General features: G+C 68.6%; 28 protein-coding genes and 3 pseudogenes. 17 read left to right on the forward strand and 14 right to left on the reverse strand.

What is annotated here, in order from left to right; all coding sequences use genetic code 11:
- The first annotated feature begins 210 nt into the window (after positions 1–210).
- From C3489_RS08430 to C3489_RS08445, 4 genes are all read left to right on the forward strand, one after another.
- Positions 211–585 (forward strand): J domain-containing protein, encoded by a 375-nt coding sequence (locus tag C3489_RS08430; protein ID WP_103781118.1) that lies wholly within the window; start codon positions 211–213, stop codon positions 583–585.
- Positions 586–624: 39 nt separating this feature from the next.
- Positions 625–2,487, forward strand: a complete 1,863-nt coding sequence (gene dnaK, locus C3489_RS08435) for a molecular chaperone DnaK (RefSeq protein ID WP_103781119.1) — start codon at positions 625–627, stop codon at positions 2,485–2,487.
- 2 nt (positions 2,488–2,489) lie between these two features.
- Entirely contained in the window at positions 2,490–3,035 is a 546-nt protein-coding gene (gene grpE, locus C3489_RS08440; RefSeq protein WP_103781120.1) for a nucleotide exchange factor GrpE, read from the forward strand.
- An 83-nt stretch (positions 3,036–3,118) separates the two neighbouring features.
- The gene (locus tag C3489_RS08445; protein WP_103781121.1) at positions 3,119–3,511 is read left to right on the forward strand and encodes a DUF2267 domain-containing protein; all 393 of its coding nucleotides are present in this window, start codon (positions 3,119–3,121) and stop codon (positions 3,509–3,511) included.
- Positions 3,512–3,569: 58 nt separating this feature from the next.
- Here C3489_RS08445 and C3489_RS08450 read toward each other — a convergent pair whose 3' ends face one another.
- Positions 3,570–4,313, reverse strand: a complete 744-nt coding sequence (locus C3489_RS08450) for a helix-turn-helix domain-containing protein (protein ID WP_219821936.1) — start codon at positions 4,311–4,313, stop codon at positions 3,570–3,572.
- Positions 4,314–4,376: 63 nt separating this feature from the next.
- On the opposite strand from C3489_RS08450, the gene C3489_RS08455 reads away from it, so the two are divergent.
- The gene (locus C3489_RS08455; RefSeq protein WP_103781123.1) at positions 4,377–4,946 is read left to right on the forward strand and encodes a TIGR03086 family metal-binding protein; all 570 of its coding nucleotides are present in this window, start codon (positions 4,377–4,379) and stop codon (positions 4,944–4,946) included.
- Positions 4,947–5,065: 119 nt separating this feature from the next.
- Here the strand turns inward: C3489_RS08455 and C3489_RS08460 are convergent, their stop codons facing one another.
- A complete protein-coding gene (locus C3489_RS08460) occupies positions 5,066–5,671 on the reverse strand; it encodes a dihydrofolate reductase family protein (RefSeq protein WP_103781124.1) in 606 nt (201 codons plus the stop codon).
- Positions 5,672–6,606: 935 nt separating this feature from the next.
- Between C3489_RS08460 and C3489_RS08470 the strand changes: the two genes are divergently transcribed.
- The 4 genes and pseudogenes from C3489_RS08470 (at position 6,607) to C3489_RS08485 (ending at position 8,794) form a co-directional block, all read left to right on the forward strand.
- On the forward strand, positions 6,607–7,071 hold the full coding sequence (locus tag C3489_RS08470; RefSeq protein WP_374936724.1) for a phosphatase PAP2 family protein: 465 nt from the start codon (positions 6,607–6,609) through the stop codon (positions 7,069–7,071).
- A 571-nt stretch (positions 7,072–7,642) separates the two neighbouring features.
- Positions 7,643–8,071 (forward strand): phage holin family protein, encoded by a 429-nt coding sequence (locus C3489_RS08475; protein WP_374936725.1) that lies wholly within the window; start codon positions 7,643–7,645, stop codon positions 8,069–8,071.
- The gene (locus C3489_RS08480) at positions 8,068–8,523 is read left to right on the forward strand and encodes a DUF3618 domain-containing protein (RefSeq protein ID WP_103781126.1); all 456 of its coding nucleotides are present in this window, start codon (positions 8,068–8,070) and stop codon (positions 8,521–8,523) included. Before C3489_RS08475 ends, C3489_RS08480 begins: the two co-directional genes overlap by 4 nt.
- Before the next feature lie 4 nt (positions 8,524–8,527).
- Positions 8,528–8,794 (forward strand): annotated as a pseudogene (locus tag C3489_RS08485) (DUF4235 domain-containing protein).
- Positions 8,795–9,312: 518 nt separating this feature from the next.
- Here the strand turns inward: C3489_RS08485 and C3489_RS08490 are convergent.
- The gene (locus C3489_RS08490; RefSeq protein WP_103781127.1) at positions 9,313–9,888 is read right to left on the reverse strand and encodes an ABATE domain-containing protein; all 576 of its coding nucleotides are present in this window, start codon (positions 9,886–9,888) and stop codon (positions 9,313–9,315) included.
- A gap of 102 nt (positions 9,889–9,990) precedes the next feature.
- On the opposite strand from C3489_RS08490, the gene C3489_RS08495 reads away from it, so the two are divergent.
- Positions 9,991–11,163, forward strand: coding sequence for an epoxide hydrolase family protein (locus C3489_RS08495; RefSeq protein WP_103781128.1), 1,173 nt, complete (start codon positions 9,991–9,993; stop codon positions 11,161–11,163).
- Positions 11,164–11,401: 238 nt separating this feature from the next.
- On the forward strand, positions 11,402–11,953 hold the full coding sequence (locus C3489_RS08500; protein ID WP_103781129.1) for a DinB family protein: 552 nt from the start codon (positions 11,402–11,404) through the stop codon (positions 11,951–11,953).
- Between the two features lie 153 nt (positions 11,954–12,106).
- Here C3489_RS08500 and C3489_RS08505 read toward each other — a convergent pair whose 3' ends face one another.
- Positions 12,107–12,655: an alpha/beta hydrolase gene (locus C3489_RS08505; RefSeq protein ID WP_103781130.1), complete on the reverse strand. Its 549-nt coding sequence runs from the start codon at positions 12,653–12,655 to the stop codon at positions 12,107–12,109.
- A 122-nt stretch (positions 12,656–12,777) separates the two neighbouring features.
- Between C3489_RS08505 and C3489_RS08510 the strand changes: the two genes are divergently transcribed.
- A complete protein-coding gene (locus C3489_RS08510; RefSeq protein ID WP_103781131.1) occupies positions 12,778–13,233 on the forward strand; it encodes an Lrp/AsnC family transcriptional regulator in 456 nt (151 codons plus the stop codon).
- Between the two features lie 511 nt (positions 13,234–13,744).
- Positions 13,745–15,205, forward strand: a complete 1,461-nt coding sequence (locus C3489_RS08515; RefSeq protein WP_103781132.1) for a nucleobase:cation symporter-2 family protein — start codon at positions 13,745–13,747, stop codon at positions 15,203–15,205.
- A gap of 100 nt (positions 15,206–15,305) precedes the next feature.
- Here the strand turns inward: C3489_RS08515 and C3489_RS08520 are convergent, their stop codons facing one another.
- The gene (locus C3489_RS08520; RefSeq protein ID WP_103781133.1) at positions 15,306–16,016 is read right to left on the reverse strand and encodes a helix-turn-helix transcriptional regulator; all 711 of its coding nucleotides are present in this window, start codon (positions 16,014–16,016) and stop codon (positions 15,306–15,308) included.
- Positions 16,017–16,590: 574 nt separating this feature from the next.
- On the opposite strand from C3489_RS08520, the gene C3489_RS08525 reads away from it, so the two are divergent.
- Entirely contained in the window at positions 16,591–17,232 is a 642-nt protein-coding gene (locus C3489_RS08525; RefSeq protein WP_146075293.1) for a hypothetical protein, read from the forward strand.
- Between the two features lie 32 nt (positions 17,233–17,264).
- Here C3489_RS08525 and C3489_RS39205 read toward each other — a convergent pair whose 3' ends face one another.
- Positions 17,265–18,221 carry a transposase gene (locus C3489_RS39205; protein ID WP_258054606.1) on the reverse strand — a complete coding sequence of 319 codons (957 nt, stop codon included), beginning with the start codon at positions 18,219–18,221 and terminating at the stop codon, positions 17,265–17,267.
- A 55-nt stretch (positions 18,222–18,276) separates the two neighbouring features.
- Positions 18,277–18,330 (reverse strand): annotated as a pseudogene (locus C3489_RS39210) (hypothetical protein); the annotation flags it as partial.
- On the opposite strand from C3489_RS39210, the gene C3489_RS39215 reads away from it, so the two are divergent.
- On the forward strand, positions 18,307–18,522 hold the full coding sequence (locus C3489_RS39215; RefSeq protein WP_258054607.1) for a hypothetical protein: 216 nt from the start codon (positions 18,307–18,309) through the stop codon (positions 18,520–18,522). The pseudogene C3489_RS39210 and the gene C3489_RS39215 overlap by 24 nt on opposite strands.
- 141 nt (positions 18,523–18,663) lie before the next feature.
- Here C3489_RS39215 and C3489_RS39815 read toward each other — a convergent pair.
- From C3489_RS39815 to C3489_RS08545, 5 genes and pseudogenes are all read right to left on the reverse strand, one after another.
- Positions 18,664–18,858, reverse strand: a pseudogene (locus tag C3489_RS39815) (ISL3 family transposase); the annotation flags it as partial.
- A 154-nt stretch (positions 18,859–19,012) separates the two neighbouring features.
- Positions 19,013–19,600 (reverse strand): SMI1/KNR4 family protein, encoded by a 588-nt coding sequence (locus tag C3489_RS08535; RefSeq protein WP_103781135.1) that lies wholly within the window; start codon positions 19,598–19,600, stop codon positions 19,013–19,015.
- Positions 19,601–19,649: 49 nt separating this feature from the next.
- Entirely contained in the window at positions 19,650–20,297 is a 648-nt protein-coding gene (locus C3489_RS39025) for a transposase (RefSeq protein WP_219821937.1), read from the reverse strand.
- A gap of 41 nt (positions 20,298–20,338) precedes the next feature.
- A complete protein-coding gene (locus tag C3489_RS39030) occupies positions 20,339–20,962 on the reverse strand; it encodes an ISL3 family transposase (RefSeq protein ID WP_219821938.1) in 624 nt (207 codons plus the stop codon).
- Positions 20,963–21,438: 476 nt separating this feature from the next.
- A complete protein-coding gene (locus C3489_RS08545) occupies positions 21,439–22,341 on the reverse strand; it encodes a LysR family transcriptional regulator (protein ID WP_103781136.1) in 903 nt (300 codons plus the stop codon).
- A 188-nt stretch (positions 22,342–22,529) separates the two neighbouring features.
- Between C3489_RS08545 and C3489_RS08550 the strand changes: the two genes are divergently transcribed.
- Positions 22,530–22,823, forward strand: coding sequence for a DUF1330 domain-containing protein (locus C3489_RS08550; protein WP_103781137.1), 294 nt, complete (start codon positions 22,530–22,532; stop codon positions 22,821–22,823).
- A 314-nt stretch (positions 22,824–23,137) separates the two neighbouring features.
- Entirely contained in the window at positions 23,138–23,707 is a 570-nt protein-coding gene (locus C3489_RS08555) for a hypothetical protein (RefSeq protein WP_103781138.1), read from the forward strand.
- Here the strand turns inward: C3489_RS08555 and C3489_RS39985 are convergent.
- Both C3489_RS39985 and C3489_RS08565 read right to left on the reverse strand, forming a co-directional pair.
- Positions 23,607–24,110 (reverse strand): FAD-dependent oxidoreductase, encoded by a 504-nt coding sequence (locus tag C3489_RS39985; RefSeq protein ID WP_103781139.1) that lies wholly within the window; start codon positions 24,108–24,110, stop codon positions 23,607–23,609. The two genes, C3489_RS08555 and C3489_RS39985, sit on opposite strands and share 101 nt — an antisense overlap.
- Complete coding sequence (locus tag C3489_RS08565) at positions 24,041–24,226, reverse strand: FAD-dependent oxidoreductase (protein ID WP_103781140.1); 186 nt, start codon at positions 24,224–24,226, stop codon at positions 24,041–24,043. Before C3489_RS08565 ends, C3489_RS39985 begins: the two co-directional genes overlap by 70 nt.
- Positions 24,227–24,665: the final 439 nt, after the last annotated feature.

Consider the following 24,665-nt stretch of genomic DNA (forward strand, 5'->3'; position numbering starts at 1 on the left):
CTCAGTGCCCCATGGGCCGCCCCCGGTCGGCGGTCCTGGATCTCTACTGCAACTCCTTCGCCCACTGCACCGGTCTGCCTTGGGCAGTACTGCGGATACTTCCCCTATACCCCGCCCAGACTTGACAAGGCAAGACTCAAGTTTTACCCCATAGAGGTAGGCAAGATGGCATGAAAACGCAGATCAGCACAGGCGAGGAGGTGGCCGGACGTGCGGGTGCGCGAGCAGGAATCGGACCTGTACGCGGTGCTGGGGGTGCAGCCTTCGGCAACGGCCGAGAAGATCACCTCAGCCTTCCGCGCCCGGGTGCGGGAACTACGCCCCGACACCCGCGTGGACGCTGACACCGCCGCACGGTTCGGGCAGGTGCAGGCGGCGTACGCGACGCTGCGTGATCCGGTCCTGCGGGCGGCCTACGACCAGCGACTCGACCAGCGACTCGACGAGCGCACGCTGCCGGCGTCCGATCGAGGAGCGGCCCCTACCGCGCTCGCGCGGCCCGCGCGGCCGTACGCCGTACTCGGGGACGTCTGGCGTGACCCGCCGCTGCGGGCGGGGCCGGTCCGGTGGATTCCCGGCCGGTGAGACGAAGAACGAGGTGAGGACGAGGAAGGAGGAGCACAGATGGCACGGGCGGTTGGTATCGACCTGGGAACGACCAACTCGGTGGTCTCGGTCCTGGAGGGCGGCGAGCCCACCGTCATCACCAACACCGAAGGCGCACGGACCACCCCGTCGGTGGTGGCCTTCTCCAAGAACGGCGAGGTGCTCGTCGGCGAGGTCGCCAAGCGGCAGGCCGTGACGAACGTCGAGCGCACGGCCCGGTCCGTCAAGCGGCACATGGGCGACCACGCCTGGCGCTTTCCCGAGCACGGGGACGTCGACGGCAAGCACTACACCGCGCAGGAGATCTCCGCGCGCGTGCTGCAGAAGCTGAAGAGGGACGCCGAGTCCTACCTGGGCGAGGACGTCACCGACGCGGTGATCACCGTCCCGGCCTACTTCGACGACACCCAGCGGCAGGCCACCAAGGAGGCCGGTGAGATCGCAGGCCTGAACGTGCTGCGGATCATCAACGAGCCCACCGCGGCCGCGCTGGCGTACGGCCTGGACAAGGAGAACGACCAGACGGTCCTGGTCTTCGACCTGGGCGGCGGCACCTTCGACGTCTCGCTGCTGGAGATGGGCGAGGGCGTCATCGAGGTCAAGGCCACCAACGGCGACACCCACCTGGGCGGTGACGACTGGGACCAGCGGATCGTCGATCACCTGGTGAAGCAGTTCAAGAACCATTACGGCGTCGACCTGTCCAAGGACAAGATGGCCGTGCAGCGCCTTCGGGAGGCGGCGGAGAAGGCGAAGGTCGAGCTGTCGTCGTCCACCGAGACGATCATCAACCTTCCCTACATCACCGCCTCGGCCGAGGGCCCACTGCACCTGGACGAGAAGCTCACCCGCGCCCAGTTCCAGCAGCTCACCGCCGATCTGCTGGAGCGGTGCAAGGCACCGTTCCACAACGCGATCAAGGACGCCGGGATCAAGGTGTCCGACATCGACCACGTGGTCCTGGTGGGCGGCTCGACCCGGATGCCGGCCGTGACCGAGCTGGTGAAGGAGCTGACCGGGAAGGACCCGCACAAGGGCGTCAACCCCGACGAGGTCGTCGCGGTGGGTGCCTCGCTGCAGGCCGGCGTGCTCAAGGGCGAGGTCAAGGACGTCCTGCTGCTCGACGTCACACCGCTGTCCCTCGGCATCGAGACCAAGGGCGGCATCATGACCAAGCTCATCGAGCGCAACACCACCATCCCGACCCGGCGTTCGGAGATCTTCACCACGGCCGAGGACAACCAGCCCTCGGTGACCGTGCAGGTGTACCAGGGCGAGCGGGAGATCGCCGCGTACAACAAGAAGCTCGGCATGTTCGAGCTGACCGGTCTGCCGCCGGCACCGCGCGGGGTGCCGCAGATCGAGGTCACCTTCGACATCGACGCCAACGGCATCATGCACGTCTCCGCCAAGGACCTGGGCACCGGCAAGGAACAGAAGATGACCGTCACCGGCGGTTCGGCGCTGCCCAAGGACGACATCGACCGCATGGTCCGCGAGGCCGAGGCGCACGCCGAGGAAGACCGCAAGCGGCGCGAGGCCGCCGAGACCCGCAACCAGGGCGAGCAGCTCGTCTACTCCACCGAGAAGCTCCTCAAGGACAACGCCGAGCAGATCCCGGCGGACGCCAAGTCCGAGACGGAGACGGCGCTGGCCGAGCTGAAGGAGAAGCTGAAGGACGAGAACGCGGACACGGCCGCGATCCGGCAGGCCATCGACCGCACCACCCAGGCCGCGCAGAAGATCGGCACGGCCCTGTATCAGCAGTCCCAGGCCGAGCAGCCGGCCGGCGCGTCGGCAGGCGGCGGTGCGACCGCTGGACCGGAGGACGACGTGGTGGACGCCGAGATCGTCGACGACGACAAGCCGGAGGCTGGCTGACGATGACCAGGAGCGGTCCGCAGAGCACCGAACTGGACACGCTGCGGCGCCTGGTTCAGGAGCGGACCGCCGACCTGCAGCGGATCAAGGCCGAGTACGACAACTACCGCAAGCGGGTGCGGCGGGACCGCCTGGCCGTGCGGGAGATCGCCGCGGCCAACGTGCTCAAGGCGCTGCTGCCCGTGCTGGACGCCGTCGACCGGGCGCTGGCGCACGAGCCACTCACGCCCGGTCTCAAAGACATCGCCGACAGCCTCAAGGAGCAGCTCGGCTCGCTGGGCGTCACGTCGTTCGGCGAGGTGGGCGATCCGTTCGATCCCGCCTGCCACGACGCCCTGACGCACCGCATCGACCCCGAGTCGGAACGCCTGGTGTGCTCGCAGATCCTGCGGCCCGGCTACCGGCTGGGCGAGAACCTGCTCCGCCCGGCCACCGTCGAGGTCACCGGGCCGGCCCCGCCCGCGAAGAACGCACCGGGGCCCGAGTGCGGCGTCCGGGGTGCATCCGCCCGCGCGGACAAGCCGCCCCTGCCTGTCGCGCCGACCTGAAACGCCTGCCCCTACCTGGGTACCGGAGAAGGGGCATCGCATTCGATGCCCCGAGAATCACTGGCAAGCGGAGGTGACGAACGATGCAGCACCACGAGTTCCTCGCTCGTGTACGCGAGCTCGGCGAATACGCAAGCCAGGACGAAGCCGCGAAGGTCACCGACGCGGTGCTGAGCGTGCTCGCCCAGCGCATCAGCCCGGGTGAGGTCGACGACCTCGCCTCCCAGCTGCCCGGACCGCTCGGCCAGGCACTGGCCGCGGCCAAGCAGGCGCAGGCCGAGAGCTTTGGGATCGCGGAGTTCTACCGCAGGGTCGCGGAGCGCACCGGCGCCCGGCCGCGCACCGCGGAGTGGGACGCCAGCGCGGTCCTGACCACACTGGCCGCCGCCGTCTCCGGCGGCGAGCTGAACCAGATCCTCAGCCAGCTCCCCTCCGGCTACGCCGTCCTGTTCGGCAAAGCCGACCTGGCCAGCTGATACCAGGACCCGTCGGCACCCCGAGTAGGCTTCGCCAAGGTTTGACAACAACGCTCTGTCAATACCGCTGCGCGTACTGGGTCGGTGGCTCGCCGAAGATGCTCTTGAAGTCGCGGATGAAGTGGCCCTGGTCGGCGTAGCCGAGGTCCGCCGCCAGCGTGGCCCAGTCGATCGTCCCGCCGGCGGCCATGCGTGCGGTCACCTCGTGCAGGCGGTAGCGGCGGATCACCCACTTGGGCCCGATTCCGACGTACTCCGCGAAGAGTCGTTGCAGCCCTCGAATGCTCAGCCCCAACTCGCTGGCGAGTTGTTCGACCCGGGTCACGGCCTTGTCCTGAGCGATCAGCTCGACCGCGGCCACCGCCTGGCGCACCCGGGGGTCGCCGTCCGGCAGGTGTTTCAGCAGGAACGCATCCATGGTCGGCACGTCGAGCGTCGTGGGCAGGTCCGGGCCGAACACCTCGGTCGCCGAGATGACGCGGTCGGTGATCGTCGAGACGGAGGCATCGAGGAACGGCCGGAAGCAGCCCGGCCGGAACGCGACGCCGAAGACGTGGTCGCGGCCTTCGAGGACCTTGACCTGGTATCCGCTGCACACGCCGCTGACGTCAGCGCGGCCGCCGCCGAACGACAGGTGCACATTCGGGTACGGCACGATCTTTTGCCGGTAGGGCTCGGGGTAGTCCCAGCGAACCTCCCAGTACCGCTCCACCCACGGCGCGAGCGCCGGCGACGGACTGTGGAACGCGTGGCGTTGATACCTGCTCCACGCACTCCGCAGCTCACGAACGTCCCGCCCCATACGGCAGAGTGTATGTCGCCTTTGTTCAATACCCCTCAGCCCACAGCGCCTAGCGTCGCCGCCATGTCTCATCTTTCCAACGCGGCCGAGGCCATGGCCGCAGTCACCCGCACCATCACCGACGACCAGCTCGCCAACAAGACTCCGTGCACGGAGTATGACGTGCGGGCACTGGTCAACCACCTCCTGTTCTGGGGCCCGTCGCTCGCCGGCGCCGGCCGCAAGGAGTCCGTTCCGCAGCCGGCGGCCGCCGAGTCCGATGTGGACCTGACGGGCGGCGACTGGCGCGGCCGTCTGCTCGCCCTGCTGAACGACATCACGTCGTCGTGGGCGCCGCCGAGCGCCTGGGAGGGCGAGACGAGCATGGGCACGCCGCACTCGCTGCCCGCGCCCGTCATGGGGGACATGATCGTGAGCGAGCTGGCCGTGCACGGCTGGGACCTGGCGGTCGCGACCGGGCAGCGGCTGGAACTGCCCGCCGATCTGCTGGCGCATCTGCACGACACGATGCTCGTCGGCGTGGAACAGGGGCGGGAGATGGGCCTGTACGGACCAGAGGTCGCCGTGCCGGCCGACGCTCCCATCTTGGACCGCATCATCGGCCTGACCGGCCGTGATCCCGCCTGGGCGTAGCCTCGGCTCCGGCCGTGAGGCGGGGACGGCACCTGGTGTTGACCGTCCCCCTTCAGGTCTTGCTTCACGCCCGCCGGCGCCGGCCTGGCGGCCGTCCAAACCGGCGGACGAGCGCGTGGTCACTCAGGGACGCCGAGCGGGGGGTGCTCCAGCACGCGGGGCTTGTACTCGACCAGCTGGATACGGCCGTCGAAGGTGCGGTGGTCGATCATCTCAAGGGCAACGTCCGGATAGCCGTCGTAGATGCGTTCCTCACCCGTGGCCCCGGTGATCACCGGGAACATCACGACCCGGAAGCGGTCGACGAGTCCGGCTCGCAGCAAGGACCGGCACAGGCTGAGGCTGCCGATCGTGCTGAGGAGCCCCGAGCCACTCGACTTCATGGCGCGGACCGCCTCGACGGCATCATCGCGGACCAGCGTGGAGTTGGCCCACTTCAGTGGCTCCTGGAGTGAGGAGGAGAACACCACCTTGGACGCTCGCGTGAGCTCGTCGACGGACGCCTCTTCTTCGGGCCTGAATTCGTCCTGACCCTTCGGGACCTCGCCTGCGGCGAAGCCCGACATCAGGCGGTAGGTGTTTGCTCCCATCAAGTAGGTGGCCTTGGGCTGCTCACCGAGCCACGCGAGGTAGTCCGGGCCCTCAAGGCCCCAGAACCCGGGCCATCCCTCCCCCGACGCATAACCGTCGAGGGAAGTGATGAAGTCGACGAGAAGCTCCGACATGGCGGTCCCCTTCCTGAGACGTCACAAACTTGGACCGGCCACGAGACACAAACTCATCGGCCGCGCTGTGGAGTGAGCAGAGCCAGGTGGACCAGGGCGTCGGTGTTCCCGTGGGCGGCGGCCTGCCATAGAAAGGCGTTCGGCCCCCTCCCCGTCCCCGCCCGCCACAACGCCAAGCTGATCAGGGTCTCGGTGTCGCCGTGGTCGACGGCGCGGTGGCGGAGAGGCGGTGTCGCCGTGGTCGACGGCGCGGTGGCGGAGAGGCCGCGGCGGGGGCTGTGGCCGGGGAAGAGGCACGTGGCATGGACGCACGGGCATGACGCAGTTCTACGTTGGCCTCCACGGTCCCGGTTTGGGCGGCGGGCCGCTGCGTCCGCGTCTTCGGCCTCGGGTCCGGGCCACCTCGGCGGCTGCGGGTGCCGCGGCCTCCCGCCGCGCGGCCGTCATCGTCGTCTCGGCGGTCCGCTCCGCTTCCAGGGGCGGCCGTTTCAGTGGATCACGTTCGTTGCCACGGGCATGGCGGCAGCGGAGCATCGGCTGAGCGACGCATGACTCACGCTGTTGCGTAGTGGGAGAGCGAGGGCTCCAAGCGGCGGAGCCCTGGGCAAGCGACTGTTCCAGGTCAGCGACCCCAACGGAGTGATCGTCCAGTTCGTCGAATGGGCCACCGACACGGGACGCCACTGACCTCACCCCACCGCAATGTCGGCCACCGGACCGAGGACGGGCCCTGCACCCGGCCGCGCGACACCCTCAGTGGGACGGCACCGATCGTCGCCGACGGGAGTAAGGGTGTGGGTCGATCTTTGGTGTAACCCGGTGACCTGGGGTACCGGCAGTGCGTGAGGTTGTTGGACGGAGTACGTGAGGCCGACCGGCTGCTGACCAAAGGGGCGGCTTCCCGCATCCCCTCCAGGGTGGCGAAGGGGTTGTCGGTGGTCGAGGAGGCTGCAGAGGGCACGAAACTGTGGTGCGGCGCGGCCGGGGTGATGACGTGGCTGGGCGGCTGGCGAGGTCGCAGAGCGGCAGCCGCAGGCGTGGCGGCTGTCGTGGTGGCGCAGCTCGTCTCCAACGGCGTGTGCAAGCAGGCGGCCGACCGGCGCCGGCCGCCCAAGGACTGGATTCCGCACGATGAGGTCGAGGACCGCCCGGACTCCTCTTCCTTCCCTTCCGGGCATACGGCGGCCGCCGTGGCGTTCACCGCGGCCGTCGCACCGGCGTGGCCGCTGGCCGGCGCGCTGTGCGCAGTGCCGACGGCCGCGGTCGCGATCGAGCGGGTGCAGAGTGGGGCTCACTACCCCAGCGACGTCGCTGCGGGCGCCGTCATCGGCCTGGCCGCCGCCGGGCTCACGCGCCGCGCTCCGCGCCTGCTGCGCCACCGGCTCATCGGCCGTAGTTGACGACGCGCTATCTCGGGGCCTGTCGGGGGCTGATCGCGTGACGCAAGGGGCATCGGCCGTGCCGGCGGACCCGTGCCCGCACCGGCGTGGCGGTGAGGCTACGCGGGTGCCCGGTATCAGGCTGCGGGCGAGCGGCGGCAGATGGCCCCGGCTCTTTCATTTTCCCCGGCCAAGGACTGGGGGGCTTCGTGTGCCGGTGTCCCATCGCCTCCCCCGCAGGGCCTGCTCGCCTGGGGAAGACCGTGCCAACCGGTCGAGCGGCACTTGAACGCGGGTGCGAGCGACGGTGGGGCGGGCGTGCGGTGACATGGGGGGTAATTACCTTGCTCCCGCGCTCGATTCGAGGAGCCGGCTCGCCGAGGTTGTACGGCCACGTGCGAGCGCGCGACCGTTCAGGTCACCGCCGGCCCGCTGCGCACGAGCGGCCGGTTCCGCCCGGTCCCCGGCGGTCCTCAAGGCGTGTCCTGCACTGGCCTGTTCGGGGTACCCGCGTGATCACGTCGATGGCGTCCTCGTGGCGTTGTCGGGCCGCGGAAGAAGCGAGTGATGGGAGGTGAGCGCCGTGTCGCACATACCGCCGTCGTACGCCGACGGTGTCCACGGCAGCCGGGGCTCGGGCAGTGAGCCGGTGAGTGAGCTGGTTCAGCGCGCCTCGCAGCAGCTGACCGAGCTGGTGCGCGGCGAGATGAAGCTGGCGCAGGCAGAGATGAAGGAGAAAGGCGAGCGCTACGGCAAGGGCGGTGGCCTGTTCGGCGGCGCCGGAGTCGTGGGTTTCTTGATGCTGCAGGCGTTGGTCGCCACGGCGATCGCGGCTTTGGCAGTGCCGCTGCCAGTGTGGGCGGCCGCACTGATCGTGACCGCAGCGCTCGGTGTCATCACCGCGGTGATGGCGCTGATGGGCAGGAAGCAGGTCGGCCAGGCTACGCCGCCGGCCCCGCAGCAGACCATCGACAGCGTCAAGGCCGACGTGGCCGAGATCAAGGAGAGTGCCAAGCGATGACCCAGCAGCACAACGAGTCGAGCGCCTCTACGGCTCCCACCCCCGAGGAGTTGCGCGAGCAGGTCGAGCAGACCCGGCACGAACTGGGGCAGACGGTCGAGGCTCTGGCGGACAAGGCCGATATCAAGGCCCGCGTCCGCGAGAAGGCGACCGAGGTCAAGGAGCAGGCTGCCGTCAGGACGGGTGAGCTGAAGGTCAAGGCAGCCGATGTCGCACACGAGGTGCAGGACAAGCTGCCCGCTCCGGTCAAGGACAAGGCGGCCCGGGCCGCCGAGCAGGCGCGGATCGGGGCGGCGCGGGCCGGGCGGATCTGGCAGGACAAGGCCCCCGAGCCGGTGCGGGAGAAGACGGCACAGACCGCCCGGGCGGCCCGCGAGAACCGGAAGATGCTGCTGGCGATGGCAGCCGGCGCCGGTGTCGTGTGGCTGGCCTGCCGTCGCAAGAAGGGATGAACCGGTGAAGGCCTCGAAGATCGCCTACAAGCCGGTCGGCCTGGCGCTGGGCGCCGTCAGCGGCATGCTGGCCGGAGCGCTGTTCAAGCAGGCATGAAAGATCGTCGGCCACGACGAGGACGCCCCTGACGCCACCGACGAAGAACGCACCTGGAGCGAGGTCCTCCTCGCGGCCACCTTGCAGGGCGCCATGTTCGCCGGGGTCAAGGCCGCCGTCGACCGCGCCGGCGCCACAGCGACCCGCAGGATGACCGGCACCTGGCCCGGCTGAACCCGCTACGGCCGACAGGGGTGCCGGTAGATCTTGGCTACCGGCACCCCTGCCCATCCCATACCTGCACGCAAAGATCGCCAGCCGTGTCCACTCCCCCGCAACACCTGGCCCGACCGCGACAGCGGTGCAGGGCACCGAGATGACACGCGGACCGCTACGACGCCGGCGCCTCACCAGCGCTGTTGCGTCTTAGCAGCCCGGTGACACAAGAGCGTGGCGCAAGAGGAGGCCCACGGTCGGCGCCTTCGCCGACTGGGAATATTCCGACGCCGAATGGCGCGTGGCGCTGGCATGGTGCGATCGTGGGCTTGAGCAGCGACCCGGGCATCCGGATGGCGTGCGTCTTCACCCGCGGGTGAGAGGCCGGCGCGGCGGCGGTCGTTCGGACACAGTGGGCGCACACACGTGCCGAAAGGTGGTGGGGCGTGATGGCAGTCGGTCGCGCTCGTCCGCGAGGTCTCCGACCCGTGAACTGTGATCAGTCACAACGCAACCTCCTCGTATCGAGGTGACGATCACTCCGCTGGTCTGGAGTTCTTGCGCTGCTTGGCGTTGAAGCGCGCCTTCTTCTGGCGATTGCCGCAGGTGTTCATCTCGCACCACTTGCGGGTGCGGCTTTGGCTGGTGTCGAAGAAGGCGGCCCGGCAGGTGGGTGATGTGCACAGGGCCAGTCTTCCGTCTCGCTCGCCGGAGAGGATGTCGATCGCGTCGGCGGCGATGACGCTGAGGGCATCCTCCACGCTGGAGGCCGAGCCAAGTCGCCATGCACGCTTGCCGTTGGGCGTCAGGACAGCCGCGGCCCGGCCGCGGATGCTGCAGTCGTTGATGACCCGGACAGCTGATGCCGGGAGAGCTTCCTTCAACGCGGCCGCTGTCGCGGCGGCGTGGATCGACTCCCTGAGCGTCAGGGCGAGGTCGAGCTGCGCAGCGGTGCAGGACTCGACAGCCAGGCCGTTCACTGCCAGCCAGTCGACGAGTCGCTGCGGCGTGGGGATGCGCTCCACAGCGTCGCCGCAACGCTCCGTCAGAGTCGCCGTGAAGCTGGTCGCCAGCACCGTGCCGAGGCGGAAGTCAGGGAACCCAGCATGCATGGAACCACCTTAGCCGGTTGCTTGCTTGGGCAGGGGCATGCTAGAACCGGCTTAGCCGGTTCGCATCGGTCGCAGCCGGTTCCGCGACGGCCAGGAGGTCTCATGCCTCGTCCCACCAGCGACGTACACGCATTTGAAGCCCACGCAACCGACGCCGACCTCGACGATCTGCACACACGACTGGCCGCCGCGCGGTTACCGGAGGCCGAGACGGTGCATCGCAACGCGCCCGGCCCCCGCCGATGGGCACAGGGCGTTCCCCTCGCCGATCTCGTAGAGGTCGTGAACTACTGGCGCACCGAATACAACTGGCGGTCGTTCGAGGCACGCCTCAACCAGATCGGCCAGTTCCGTACGGCCATTGATGATCTGGGGATCCATTTCCTGCACCGCCGATCCCAGCGCGCAGATGCCACTCCCTTGATCTTGACGCACGGGTGGCCAGGCAGCATTGCCGAGTTCATCGATGTGGTGGACGAGCTGGCAGAGCCGAGCGATGCGGGCGCTCCGGCGTTCCATGTTGTGGTTCCGTCATTGCCGGGATTCGGTTACAGCGACAAGCCCACCACCACCGGGTGGGGAACCGAGAAAATCGCGGCCGCGTGGGTGGAGCTGATGGGAAGGCTCGGCTACAGCAAGTTCCTGGCCCACGGCGGTGACTGGGGCGGCAACATCACCACGGTTCTCGGCGGCAGGTTCCCTGCACACGTTCTCGGCATCCACTCCTTGTTCGCCCAGGCGCCGCCCGGGTTGACGACGGACGGGCTCACGGCGGTCGAGCGCAAGTGGACCGAGGAAACCCGCGACTTCTGGCGCCATCGCGCGGCGTACGCGAAGCAACAGGCGACCCGGCCGCAGACCATCGGCTACTCGCTCGTCGACTCACCGGTCGGGCTCCTTGCCTGGATCCTCGACAAGTTCGCCGAGTGGTCGGACACCGAGGACAGCCCGTTCGAGACGATCTCCAAAGACAGGATTCTTGACGACGTCACCCTGTACTGGCTGACACGGACCGGCGCATCGGCGGCCCGCATCTACTACGAGAGCCACAACTCGCTCGATCCCGAGCTACGGGTTGATGTCCCGTCAGCGATCACCATGTACCCCCGTGACATCGAAAAGTGCCCACGGCCCTGGGCTCAGGAGCGGTACCGACAGATCGTCCGATGGAGGTCGCCCGAAAGCGGCGGGCATTTCCCGTCGCTGGAGGTCCCCGAGTACTTCGTCAGGGACCTTCAAGAGGGCCTCGCGGCTGTGCTCGCCGCCAATCGATGAGTGCCGTGCCGGCCGGCACCAGGAGATGCGCGTGTCAGGCATTCACTGCCTACCGCCAGAACCTAAGCGCGCACGGGACTGAAGCTGTTGCACTGCGGCATCCGTTGGTGACCGACTCCCCGACGCCCAGCTGGGTGAGGGCTAAGCCTGTCCGGCGGATCTTGTGGCTCTAACTGATCGGTTCGTTGCAGTTCACTCGTGGGCTGCACTTCAGTTCCGTTCGCTAAGGTCTGCAGCCATGACCGAGGGAAGAACCGAAGATTGGCCGGAACCTCCACTCGCCGGCACCGAGGCAGCAGCCATCCTCGGCGCCCTCGAACGGCAACGGGCTACGCTGGCCTGGAAGTGCTCCGGCCTGGACGCCTCCGGCCTGCGCGCCACACTCGGCAGGTCCACGATCACTCTGGGCTGCCTGCTCAAACACCTGGCGCACGTGGAAGACAGCCACTTCGCCCGGCTGTGGCTTGGCTCCCCCGTCGGTGCTCCCTGGGACACCGTCGACTGGGACGACACTCCCGACTGGGACTACCGCTCCGCGGCGAAGGACACCCCCGAGCAACTGCTCACTCTCTGGCAGGAATCAGTCGCCCGTTCCCGAGTCATCGTTGACGAGGCGCTCAGCACGGGCGGGCTGGACCAGCTCGGTGCCTACACCACCCCAAGCGGCGAACGCCCCAACCTCCGTCGTGTTCTTCTTGACCTCATTGAGGAGTACGCTCGCCACGCCGGTCACGCCGACCTCATCCGTGAATCCGTCGATGGGCTCACGGGCGAGGATCCGCCGAGGTGAACTAGGGCGAGTTCCTGCCGAGTGATCACGGCCGGAGCCGTAAGCGGATCGCGGCGGTGGTCACGGTGCCGTGGAAGACGTAGGCCCTCGCGTCTGCAGATCTCGCTGTCGAAGCCGACAGGCCGGACGCCCTTGCTGCCGCGCGGAGGTTGATTACTGCCGAGTCAGCGAGTCCAGGAGTTCCCGGCCTTGCTCCCACGAGCCCAGATGGCTGGCGGAGTTGAGGTGTCCGCACGCGCCCGCCAGGTGCCATCGCGCCTCCCACCGCGCCGCGAAGTCGGCGGCTGCCTCGGGTGTGCAGTACGGGTCGTTGGCGCTGCCCACCACCAGAGCCGGGCACGGCAACGGCTGTGCCGACAGTTCGGTGAACGTCGCGGCTGCCTGGCGCGGGAACGCCGGCCCATGCGGGTCGGGCGGCGCGACCAGGAATGCACCGCCTGTCGGGCTTGAGGGGTTCTTGGCCAGCCAGGCGGACGCCGCCCAGCAGCCCAGGCTGTGGGCCACCAGCACAACCTGACTGTCCCGCCGGGAAGCTTCGTCGTACGCCGCCTGGACAGCGTCGACCCAGTCATCCAGATCGGGGGCGGACCACGAGTCAGGGGAGATCCTCACCGCTGAGGCGCCCCACTGCCGCTCCCACAAGGTCTGCCAGTGCTGCTCGTCCGAGCCGTCGATGCCCGGGATGATGACGTACGCGACCACTGCCCACCACCATTTCACTCGTCGCTCCCTGCGATCCTGGGAGCGCCTGCGCAGATTCTGTTGGATGCATCGGGGCGGCGGCAGTGACACAAGTGATCTCAAAGAAAGTGGTACGGACGACGATGGAATCACTCGACCGGATAGACCGAGACATCCTCGCCTTGCTCCAGACCGACGGCCGGTTGACCGGCGCGGAGGTATGGCGCCGCGTCGGACTCTCACAGCCCGCGGCCAGCGCGCGCATCCAGCGGCTGGAGAAGAACGGCGTCATCACCGGCTACCGAGCCGTGGTCGACCCGGCAGCCCTCGGTCTGAACATTCATGCGGTCATCCGGCTGCGCACCACGCACGCCCAGCTCTCACGCGCCCTGGACTTCGCCTCCCGCACACCCGAGATCATCTCCACCCTCAGAGTCACCGGCGAAGACTGCCTCATCTTCGACGTCTACTGCCCGCAGGCAGGACGACTCGAAGAAGTCGTAGACGCACTTGCCCGTTACGGCCCGGTCACCACATCCCTCGTGCTCCGCGCCTACCCCCAGAAGCCGCTGACCGAAGCCACACCAACAACGTCATGACCCGCAACGGCTAGCGCGGCGGTCGGGAGACGCCGCTCACGTAAGCGCTGATCCCACGCCGGTTGATGGTGCCACCGGGGATGCTGCGCGCCTTTGCGTGATGAGGTCCTGGGCGCGCTTCTCGGCATGGGGCTCAAGGCAGAGGAGACCTCGCGGCACGCCAGAATCCTTCGTATCGAAGCCTCCGGATGGCCCTTAACCCCTCCTTCTCGCCCTCCACAGGCAAACGGCCCGTCAATTCCGAGGCCAGATGGTCTCAGGCCAATGAAGAGATGATCACGGATCGCCCCGACGTGCGGGTAACCCCGCCCCGGGCTTCTACTGTGAGCCCTTCCGTCCCTGTGGCCGTCCCCCACCCCATCGGCGGATCGACCTCCGCCGCGACGGACGTGTTCCCACTCCTGCCATCCAGGACATCCGCTGCGCCCTGCCCTCCCACCCGAGGACGAACGCCGGCCAGCAGCGGGCCCCCTCCCCTCTCATTCACCTACCGCTCAAAGGCAAGGCAGAGATGGCACATCCGACCCCGGCTCCCGACACGGCCCGGCGGCGGCACCCCCACCCCGTCGACGAGATCCTCCCGCTCCCCCGGCTCGCCCTGTACGGCTTTCAGCACGTGCTCGCGTTCTACGCCGGTGCGGTGATCGTCCCCGTCATCCTCGGCGGCAGCCTCGGGCTGAGCGACGAGGACCTCGTCCATCTGATCAACGCGGACCTGTTCACCTGCGGCATCGCCTCGATCATCCAGGCCCTCGGGTTCTGGCGGATCGGCGCCCGGCTGCCCCTGGTCCAGGGCGCCACGTTCACGGCCGTCTCCCCCATGATCGCCATCGGCCAGGGGGCCGGCGGCGGCACGGCCGGCCTGCTGGCGATCTACGGCGCGGTGATCACGGCCGGGATCGCCACGTTCCTCGCGGCACCGTTCTTCGGCAGGCTCGTGAAGTACTTCCCGCCCGTGGTCACCGGGACGATCCTGACCATCATCGGCTTCACGCTGATCCCCGTGGCCCTCCAGGACATCGGGGGCGGCGCCGCCCTGAAGGACTCCCCCGCGTTCGGCGACCCGGTGAATCTGGCGTACGGGGGCGGCACGCTGCTGTTCATCCTCGTCGTGTCGCGGTTCGGCGGGGCCTTCGTCAGCAGCATCGCCGTCCTGCTGGGCCTGGTCGGCGGCACCGCTGTCGCCTACCTGCGGGGCGACGCCACCAGCTACGCCGTCTCCCAGGCGGACTGGTTCGGGCTCACCACGCCGTTCCACTTCGGCTTTCCCACCTTCGAGCCTCTGCCCATCCTTGCGATGGTGGTCGTCATGCTGATCACCATGATCGAGACGACCGGCGACGTGTACGCCGTCGGTGAGGTCACGGGCAAGCGCGTCGACGGCGAGACCGTGGCCCGGGCGCTGCGCGCCGACGGCCTCTCCACGGTGCTGGGCGGGGTCTTCAACTCCTTCCCCTACGTGGCGTTCGCCGAGAACATCGGTCTGGTGCGCATCACCCGGGTCCGCAGCAGGTACGTGGTGGTCGCGGCCGGCGTCATCATGATCGTCCTGGGTCTGCTGCCGAAGGTGGCGGCTGTCGTCGCCTCCGTGCCGCAGCCGGTGTTGGGCGGCGCGGCGGTCGCGATGTTCGGCATGGTGGCGACCGTCGGCATCCAGATCCTGGCCAAGGTCGACCTGCGGGACGAGCGCAATGCGCTGATCCTCGCCGTCAGCCTGGGGGCGGCGCTGCTGCCGACCGCGTTGGAGGCGGTCTTCGACCGGCTGCCGAGCGGGCTCCAGGCGGTGCTCGACAGCGGCATCACCCTCGGCAGCCTCACCGCCATCCTCCTCAACCTCTTCTTCCACGCCTTCAACCGCAGTGCGCCGGCGAAGATCAGCTGGGACGAACTGGCGGCGTCGGAGGCAGACACCGGGCCGGTGCCCGGGGTCTCGTCGTCGTGGGGCAACGGGCGTGCCGGGGACCGTTACTGAGGTGAAGGCCGCCGTGTCCGGCTGAGGGCTGCGCGGGGCGCGACGTGCCGTCCGTTCCGCGCCCCGCGCGTCCCTGTGCCGGACGCCGATGGGGTCGTGGTCAGCTTCGTGGGAACCCGGCGCCGTCGGCGGCGAGCAGCTCGCGGAAGCGGGAGGGCAGGGCCCTCAGCCAGGCGGCCCGCTCCCGTGCCGTCTCCCTCAGCCGGGCATCGCCGTTGCGAGCGACAAGATGCCCCATGTACCGCTCCTCGAAGGCGGCGTACTCCTCGCACAGCGTGCGCAGGGCGTCGGCCACCAGCGACTCGGCTGCTCCGGTGGCCCGCGACAGAGACCTGACGTGCGGCTTCCACCGGCCCAGGACCGCCGTCCGCAGCCGCTCCACCAGCTCGGTGTCCTGGCCGATCACCGCGATCAGATACGGCAGCGGCACGCCGAGGACCTCGGACAGCTCCCTGGTCTGGCCGGAGTCCCCGGTCCAGAACTCCTCGTACTCCGCCCGGGCGTACTCCCCGGGGTCCATGCCGATGCGGGCCGCCACCTGGTCGGCGTTCAGCTGCCGGGCCAGGCGGAACTCCCGCAGTGTACGCGGCTGCACGCCCATCAGGTCGGTCACCGCGCACCACAGAACCGATGCCAGCGCGAACAGGTAGGACTCGCCCGGCCGGTGCACTCCCTCCTCCGCGGCGACGACGGTCCGCGGCAGGGTCGGGACGCCGATCCGCGTCATCGCCTCGGCGACCTGATCGGGGGTCATACCCATGCGAAGCCGGGCGGCTTTCGCCTCAGCGGGAAAGAAGGGAACTTCGGACATGTCGTCGGCACCTCGCTGGAGCCCGCCACGAGCCGGACAGGGCTGGGGACAGGACGGGGGGAAGGGGTTCCAGGAGGCCGTGACCTTAGCAATCAGACCCTGCGAGGCGCTGTCCGGACGGCTCCGTATCCGTCGCGACCGTAAACGCAACCGGCACCCCTTGGCGGAACATCCGAGCACGCCACGTTGACCTGGGCTGATCCACCACCCAGCGGACCGCCGACACACTGGAAGACCCGACCGCCGGGACGAGATCCTGGGACACTCGGCCTCCATCACAACGGATCGAGTTGATAACCGGCTGAAATTCGACGGAAAGACACATCAACGGCAGGTGTTTTACACGGAATCAGTTGAGTCTTACCGTGGGTACTCACGTCGTCGCTACCCGCTCCCACCCCGGCTGCGCGGCAGACAGCCCGTGATGCGCTCGGTAGCAGCGAAACCGCAGCACAGCCATGCCCACGATGAGTGCCGCGGATGTTCACCAGATAAGGCTCTGGTCCAACTTCTGTGGACCGGTGACGCTCAGTACTGATGGGGGGTGTCGGTACGAGGGGCGATAATGCCGGTCATGGCAGATCGCAGTCCGGTTCTTCGGATTATCACCTCGGCGGCGCGGGAGTCCCTGAAGCCGCTCGGCCTGGCCCAGCGTGGGCGGTCGCGGCTGTGGATTGATGATCACGCGTGGTGGCTGGGGGTTGTGGAGTTCACCCCGCCACGGACTGCCGGCAGCGGTCTGCACGTCGGTGCGATGTGGCTCTGGCACGACGTGGACCACCCAGCGTTCCATGTGGACGCAGTCCGGGTCGGCTCCGAGTCGTTCCGCACCGAGGACCAGTTCACACCACTGGCCCTCGAACTCAGCCGACAGGCGGCTGCGAACGTGACTGCGCTGAGGGAGAAGTTCCCAGCTCTGCCGGACGTTGCCCGATATTTGGCATCCCGACCGGTGCGCCGGGGATTCCTCTGGGACGGCTTCGACGCCGGCATCACGGCCGCCCTGGCCGGTGACCCGGACACGGCCCGCGATCACTTCGAGCGAGTCCTTCGAGAGGACCCGCTGGCCCCGTGGATGGTCGACGCCCAGGAGAAGACGCGTGAGCTGCATGCGCTCGTGGCAGATCGCGACGCCGTGACTGCCTGGGTCGCCCGGGCCGTCCATTCATGCCGGAGCAAGCTGGGCCTGGATCCCGTGCGGCTCGCGATGAGCTGAACCGACCCGTTCGTCGAGCGACAGCTCTGCGGTCAGGCCAGCAAGACACGCTTCCGCAACAGGTCGAAGCTGGCTCGGCCATACATCTGGCGCTTGATCATTTTGATCCGGTTGACGTGGCCTTCGACGACGCCGGAGCTCCACGGCAGTGTGAGGCCGGCGGTGACTGCGGCGAGATCGCGTTCGAGGCCGTTGGCGAAGGTGTGGAGGCTGGGCAGGTCGTCGGCGCGGACGGCCTTGATCCATTGCGGTAGCTGGTCGCCCTGGAGCTGGGTGAGCATCTTTCCGAACACGCGGACGTGCTCAGTGAGAGCATCCAGTTCGGGGCAGCCTGCGAGGACGACTTTGAGCTTCAGACGCTCGCTCTCCGGCAGGGTGTCGGTGTGAGTCAGGATCCAGCTGGTGACCGTGCGTGGGGACGGCGGACGGGCTGCCGGTGCCCTCGGGGATGTGCGGAACGGCTGGAGGTAGGCGCGGACGGCGCCGTAGCCGCCGGTGTAGCCGTGCGTCTTGATCTCTTCCCAGAGGGTCCAGGCGTTCGTGCAGCCCTCGGCCCACCGCTCGTGCAGATAGGGCTTGAAGTCGTCGAGATTGGTCTTGCGGTTCTGCCACTGTCCCTGGAACAGGTCCTCCGGCCTCGCGGCGTCGGCCGGCCGTTGGACGGTGCGATAGGTCATGCTGAGCTGTCGCTGGATCGAGCGTCGGCTGTGGCCGGCGGCCAGCAGGGCGTGGACGGTGGCGTGCTTGGCGCGGGTGCGGTCGGCGAACCGGTGCCCGGTGGGCCACGGCGTCCCGCTTTCGGCCGGTGCCGGTGCCTTCTCTGGCACCGGCTCGGCGAAGGTTGCGCGGAGGCACGGGCGGTGGCGGGAGACGCACCGTTCGGCCGCTTCGCCGAGGTTGCGCCAGAGGTGAAACCGGTCCGCGACCTGGACTGCGGTGGGTGCCCCGATCCTGGCGCCCTCGGCGAAGAACGGCCAGCGCACGGTCACGGCACACGACCTCGATCCCTGGACGTTCGGCCAGCCAGGAGGCGACCGTGCCCGCCTCTCGATCCGGCAGCAGGTCAACCGGCCTGTGGGTCTCGACGTCGACCAGCACGGTCCCGTAGACACGGCCCTTGCGCATCGCGTACTCGTCGACGCCGACCACCCGCGGGACCTGCAGTTGGGGTTCCGGGAGAGCTTTGACCAGCCGCAAGCCGGTGTTCCGGCTGACCCTTGCCCCGAAGACATCGGCCAGCCGGGCACCGGCGCGGCCGGCCAGGGCGAGGCCGACCTCGGCCAGGGCTGACCGCAATCGTTCGGTCCGCTGGCTGTACCGCCGGGTCAGGCCCGCGACCTGCTCGACGAACGTCCGTCGCGCGCACGAGATGTCTTCGCATGTGAAGCGCCGGACACGAAGTCGCAGCACCACCCGCCGTCCTGCCACGGGAAGATCGGCGGGAAATCGCAGGTAGGAGCCGTGCAACCGCCCCGACCACCTCCCGCAGCTTGGGCACTGAGCCCCAGCCGTCCGGCATCTGACACCGACTCGGATCACCTCGCTATCCTCCTGGACCGACTCCACCCTGATCCCCGGATCCGCCAGGAAGAGGAGCTCTTCCAATCGGAGCAGTACCTCGCGCACAACCCAGAACCATCAGCCCGGAAGCGGTCGGTACCGGCAGTTTCCGGACGATCTCGCGAGACCTATCAGCAGGACCGGCAGTCACAGGGAGTAGGTACACCACAGAAGTTGGACCAGAGCCAGAACGGGTTCTGGCTAAGGTTCTGTCGAGTGGTCACGGCGAGTGAGCGAGCTGCTGCCGAATCGGATGCGCTCGGAGCTGGGGTGAGGTGAGCTCCAGAGCCCGGTTGTCCTGTCCGGCAGCCATGTGGTCAAGCCATCGTTCATACCAGGCGAGAAAGTCCGGGGCTGAGGAGACGTTCGGGCCCCAGAAGCCGTCTGCGTTGCCGATGAGCATGCGCCCGGTGAGAGGGCCGGTTATGCCTATGAGGACGAGATCGCTGCATCCGCGTTCGATGACGTGTAGGAACAGGTCACCACGGCGGGTGGGGCGGTAGGCCCGGCTGAATCCTCTTGAGCCCGTGCTGGCGTCTTTGGAGTTCATCGTGAAGAGCGTGCAGTCCCCCAACGGGATCAGTCCGTAGTACGGAGACGCACCACTGCCGCCCATGTTGATGAGGAAGTCTCGATAGGGCTGCGGGAGTTCCACGTCATGCTCGGCCTGAAAGGCATCTGCCTGACCTTTGGTGAGGCGGGGGCCGAGACGAAATTCGTGCCGCTCCTCCCCAAAGGAGTGGCTTCGGTTGGGCGCGTAGGGGATGCGTGCCAGCTTGCGTCGCAACCGCGGGATACGGGAGTCCATGCGAGCTCTTCTCTCGTGTCGCCCGCAATCTATCGCACGGCACCAGAGCTCATCCTGCGAGCAGGACTCGCTTCCTCAGCAGCTGGAAGCCGGCCCGGCCAAACATCTGGCGCTTGAGCATCTTGATCCGGTTGACGTGCCCTTCAACAACGCCAGAACTCCACGGCAGAGTGAGGCCGGCGATGACGGCGTCGCGGTCGCGGTCGATGCCCGCGGCCAGGGTGTGGAGGCTGGGGAGGGTGTCTCGCCGGACGGCGTCGAGCCAGTCGGGCAGGCGCTCGCCCTTGCGCTCGGTGAGCATGGTCGCGAAGGAGCGGACGTGCCTGGTGAGGGCGTCGAGTTCGGAGCAGTGCGTCCGGACAGCCTTGAGCTGGAGTTGCTCGGTCTCGGTGAGGGCGTCCGGACGGCGGAGGATCCATCCGGCGACGGTCCGGGGCGAGGGCGGCCGGGCGGTCACCGGCTGCAGCGAGGTGCGCTTGTCGTGCAGGTAGGCGCGAACGCGCTGGTAGCTGCCCTTGTAGCCGAGTGGCACGATCTCCTCCCACAGCTTCCAGGCGTTGGTGCAGCCCTTGCTCCAGCGGTCGTCCAGGTAGGGCTTGTAGTCGTCGAGGACGGAGGGCCGGTTCTGCCACTGACCGATGAACAGCTCTTCCGGCGTCGTGGCGTCAGCGAACTGCTTGACGGTGCGGTAGGTCATCCCGAGCTGCCGCTGGACCGAGCGCCGGCTGTGTCCCGCCGTCAGCAGTGCATGGACGGCGGCATGCCTGGCCCGGGTCCGGGGACCGCGGGGACCAGAGCGCGGAGGCAGCGACGGTGCTGGGCGACGCTCCGCTCGGTGGCCTCGCTGAGGTTGTGCCAGAGATGCCACCGGTCCGCGACCTGGACGGCCTGCGGTGCACCGGCGGTGGCGCCCTCGGCGAAGAACGGCGCCCGGTCCCGGCATACGACCTCGACGCCGGGCCGATCGGCGAGCCAGGCCGCCAGGCTCGATGCCTCCCGGTCGGGCAGTAGGTCGACAGGACGGCGGGTCTCGACGTCGACGAGAACAGTGCCGTAATGACGGCCCTTGCGGGTGGCGTACTCGTCAACGCCGACCACACGCGGTGCGGGCACTTCCGGCTCGGGAAGGGCGTCGACCAGGCGCAGGATGGTGCTCCGGCTGACGCAGACCCCGAGCGCGGAGCTCAGGCGGGCGCCGGCACGGCCCGCCAGGGCGAGGCCGACCGCGGCCAGCGTCGCGCGCAGCCGCTCGGTCCGCTGACCGTGCGGACGGGTCAGGCCGCGTATCTGCTCGACGAAGGTGCGGCGGGTGCACCCCGAGTTCCTGCAGGCGAACCGGCGGACCCTCAGCTGAAAGAACAACGCTTCGCCCGGCGCTGGGCACATCAGCGGGAAACCGCAGGTAGGAACCATGAACCCGGTTCGACCAGACCCCGCACGCCGGGCAAGCGGCACCGTTCGCAGTGCATTCCGCGTCGACCCGCACTATCGCGATGCTCACGTCCACCGACAGCACCGCAACGTCCGCGATCGACGGGAACAACAGCTCCTTCAACCGGAGCACGATCTCTTCCACGGCCCCGAACTGTCATCGCAACCGCCTTGACCACGGCTCATTTTCGGGCGACTTCACCTACTGCCCGGAGAAGCTCAGCCGTCACTCAGCGTGGCCGCGCCACAGAAGTTGAGCCAGAACCCCAGATAAGACGTCACCTGGAGGCAACGGGGCCTCGTGTCGGACATTCAGCAAGGCCGCCGTCGTCATCACCGCGAAGTCCGCCGGGCGCAGGGTCTTCGGCCTCGCCACCGGGCGTCCGTCCCGCTTGACCTCTTGCGCGTCAGTCCGGCAGCCAGTGCAGCTCGTGCGCCAGGGTTTTGGCGACGGTAAGGATGCGGCGGTGTAGTGGCGACTGCTCGCGCGGGAGGACCAGGTGGATCGTCAGGCTGGGCACGCCTCGCAGCGGTCGCCAGGTGAGACCGGCCGGTTGTGCCGTGGCCGCGGCTTCTCCGGCCGGGGCGAGGGTGACCCCGTCGTGCAGGTCGCGCTGAGACATGTCGAAAGAGACTGCGGGCGTGTGGAATCGGGGGCGTGGTCGGGCGTCTTGGAACAGTGCGGACAGCTGATCGTGGATCACGGGGTTGGCCGCACGGTCCGGGAGTCGCAGCGGATACGCGGCCGCGTCGGAGATCTCGATCTCCGGGTGTTCGGCCAGAGGATGGTGCTGCGCCAGCTGGACACCGATGCGCGCCCGCCGCAGCAGGAACCGGCGCACGCCACGGCCCGGTTGTTCACCTCGGGTGATCCCGGCGTCGATGCGGCCGTCGGCGACCGCGGGGGAGATCTCCGGTGTCGCCATCGGGACCGCTCCGACCCGGAGTCCGCTGTTGCCGCGAATCAGCCTGTCCACCAGGGCCGGCGCCGTCTCGGCCCCGGTGCTGAGGCTGTATCCGATGCGTAGCGTGCCCAGTTCACCGGCCGCCGCGCTCCGGGCGGTGTCCCATGCCCGGTCCAGCGCCGCCAGCGCGGGCGGCGCGGATTCCGCCAAAGCCGCACCTGCCGTGGTCAATACGACGCTACGCGTGTTGCGGACCAGCAGGGCCGTACCGAGTTCCGCCTCCAATCGGCGCATCCGGGCGCTGAGTGCGGGCTGTGCGATACCGATCCGTGCGGCCGCGCGGGTGAAGTTCAACTCCTGCGCCAGCACCAGGAAGTACCGCAGGCTCACCGTATCCGGCGCCACGTGCCCTCCCTGGCGATTCATAGCGATCCTTTCTGAGTCTATCCCGTACCGGTCTTTCCCTCGACCGCACATCAAGCCCTAGCCTGCGCATATGTCGGTTCCATTGACCGCAGTTCCCGTCGCCGGGATCGATGGATCTGAGTGTCTTTTCGAAGTTGGACGTGTCCGGCCGAACACAGGAGGCTTCCATGGCTAAGGGCTACTGGGTCAGTGTCTACCCCACCATTTCCGACCCTGAGAGGCTGACTGCCTACGACAAGCTGGCCCGTCCGGCTGTCCAGGCTGGGGGCGGGCGCCTCCTGTCCCGTGGCAGTCGAGTCGTCGCCCACGAGGACGGCATCACGCAACGCGTCGTTCTGATCGAGTTCGACAGCTTTGAGAAGGCCGTCGCAGCATACGAGAGCGAGGCATACCAGAAGGCGCTGGTGGCCCTCCCCAGCGGCGTCCAGCGCGACTTCCGCATCATCGAAGGCATCGAGTGACCGGCGGGCCCAGCCATCGCTGACCTCCCGTCACCTGATACGCGCACGGGTGACGGCGCCGCACAAGGCGCGTTCAAACTGGCGCGCAAGTACCGGCGACAGATCTTCCGTTTCCTGGGCAAGGCCCGCCCCTATATCATCGACTACCTGGGGCGGGGCGTTTACAACAAGATACGCAGCGCTGTGAACTGGGCGACTTCCTGACCGGTTCCAGCACCAGTCGGGGGTTCCGCATCACATTCGGGCGATGCGGAACCCCCGCCTTTCTCACATTCGTTCCGACGACCGTTCCCCGTAGTCACACATGAGGTGAAATGTTCCCCATCGTCCTGTACGTCGCCCGCCGTGCCCTGCTGTACGGGATCGCCTACGGGATCATGCTGACAGCCGTCGTCGTCGCCGTCACCGAGCTGACCGGACATGGCCGCGAGGGCGGCCGTCTCGAAGCGGCCGCGGTCGTCGGCGCCGGCCTGTGCGCGGTGCTCGTGCTGGGCCAGTTCGGCGTTGGGCTCGCCCACGTCCGCGCCGTGCGCGCCGCGGGCCGCCCGGCCGAGCTCGCCGCCGTCCGGGTCGGGCAGCACGGTGAAAGCGAGCTGGCGGCCTCCCCCGCCGAGGTGCGGGAGGCCGCCGCCCGGGCCCTGAAGACGCTGTATGGACGGCCCGCCCGCAGCGACGGTGACGGGCAGCTGTCAGCGGTGCGCCCAGGCTCCCGCCAGCGCATGGCCCAGCGGATAGTGGTGCGGGTCGAGGCCGCCGGCGGGCCGGAGCGTTCCGTGGTCCGGGTCAGCAGCGCGCCCCGGCTCGGCCTGTCCGCCTGGGACATGGGACAGGGCGCCCGCGAGGTGGCGGAGGTCCTGGAAGCGGTGCGGCGCCGCGTCGGCTGACCGTCGACTGCCGCCCTGAGTGCAGTGCGCCGTGGACGGTAGCCGGCTCGCGCCCCCAGGTCGCCTCTCCCGCGAAGTGGGGAACGCCGTCGACGGGTCCTGCCATCGCATCGTGGTCGTCGTGCGAGGAGCCGACGGCGACGTAGGAGTGCGAGCCGAGGGCGAGAGGGTCGAAGCCCCAGCGTGTGATCCCGTGCGCAACGGGGGATGGAGTCGCCGTAGATCTCGCGGAGGAGCCGAGCACCGACGAGAAAACCTCCGCATCGGTCTTCCGCGCGATCTCCCGACCCCAACCACCGCCGGCGAAGGTGAACCCATAGTTCCGTGAGCGGGTTATCGGTGAGACCGCGGATCCATGAGGCTCCACCGTCGTCGGAGAACCCCGCCTCGCCGTCCCGTCCATATCCGTCCACCGACACCCTCTCGCGCCTCAGGCACGACCACGCACTGTCCTGCGGCGTGCAGCAGTCGTGCCGCGGTGATGCCGGCGATTCCAGCGCCGACGACGATGGTGTCCATCTTCTTCTCTCTCCAGGGTCACCACGGGATGCCGGTGCGAACCCGGAACGGTATGCCGTAGATCAGCTGCCGCCTGGCCCACCTTCGATACACGCCCTACGTCACCGACTCCCGCTGAACCCCACCCGTTTTCGAAAGAGTTCGGTTTCACGCGACGGACGCCGGCTGCGTCCCCGTAGAGCAGACGAAGGCATCACCCGTACCGCCGCACACAGCCACCGTTCGTCCGACTCGCGAACCCAAGAGGTACCCGTGACTCTCCTCTGCGCACTACGTCCTCACCGCCACCCGCGGTCGCGAGGGCGCCTCGCCGTCGGGTTGCTGGCCCTCATCGCCGGAACCCTGCCGAATGCGGCTGCCGACGCCGCCACCCCGCTCTCCGGATCGATCAGCGACACCGCGCCCACGACCACGTGGAGCGCCGGTCCCTTCGCCGTCC

Origin of the sequence: Streptomyces sp. Ru71 (assembly GCF_002920535.1) — a bacterium.
GTDB lineage: Bacteria > Actinomycetota > Actinomycetes > Streptomycetales > Streptomycetaceae > Streptomyces.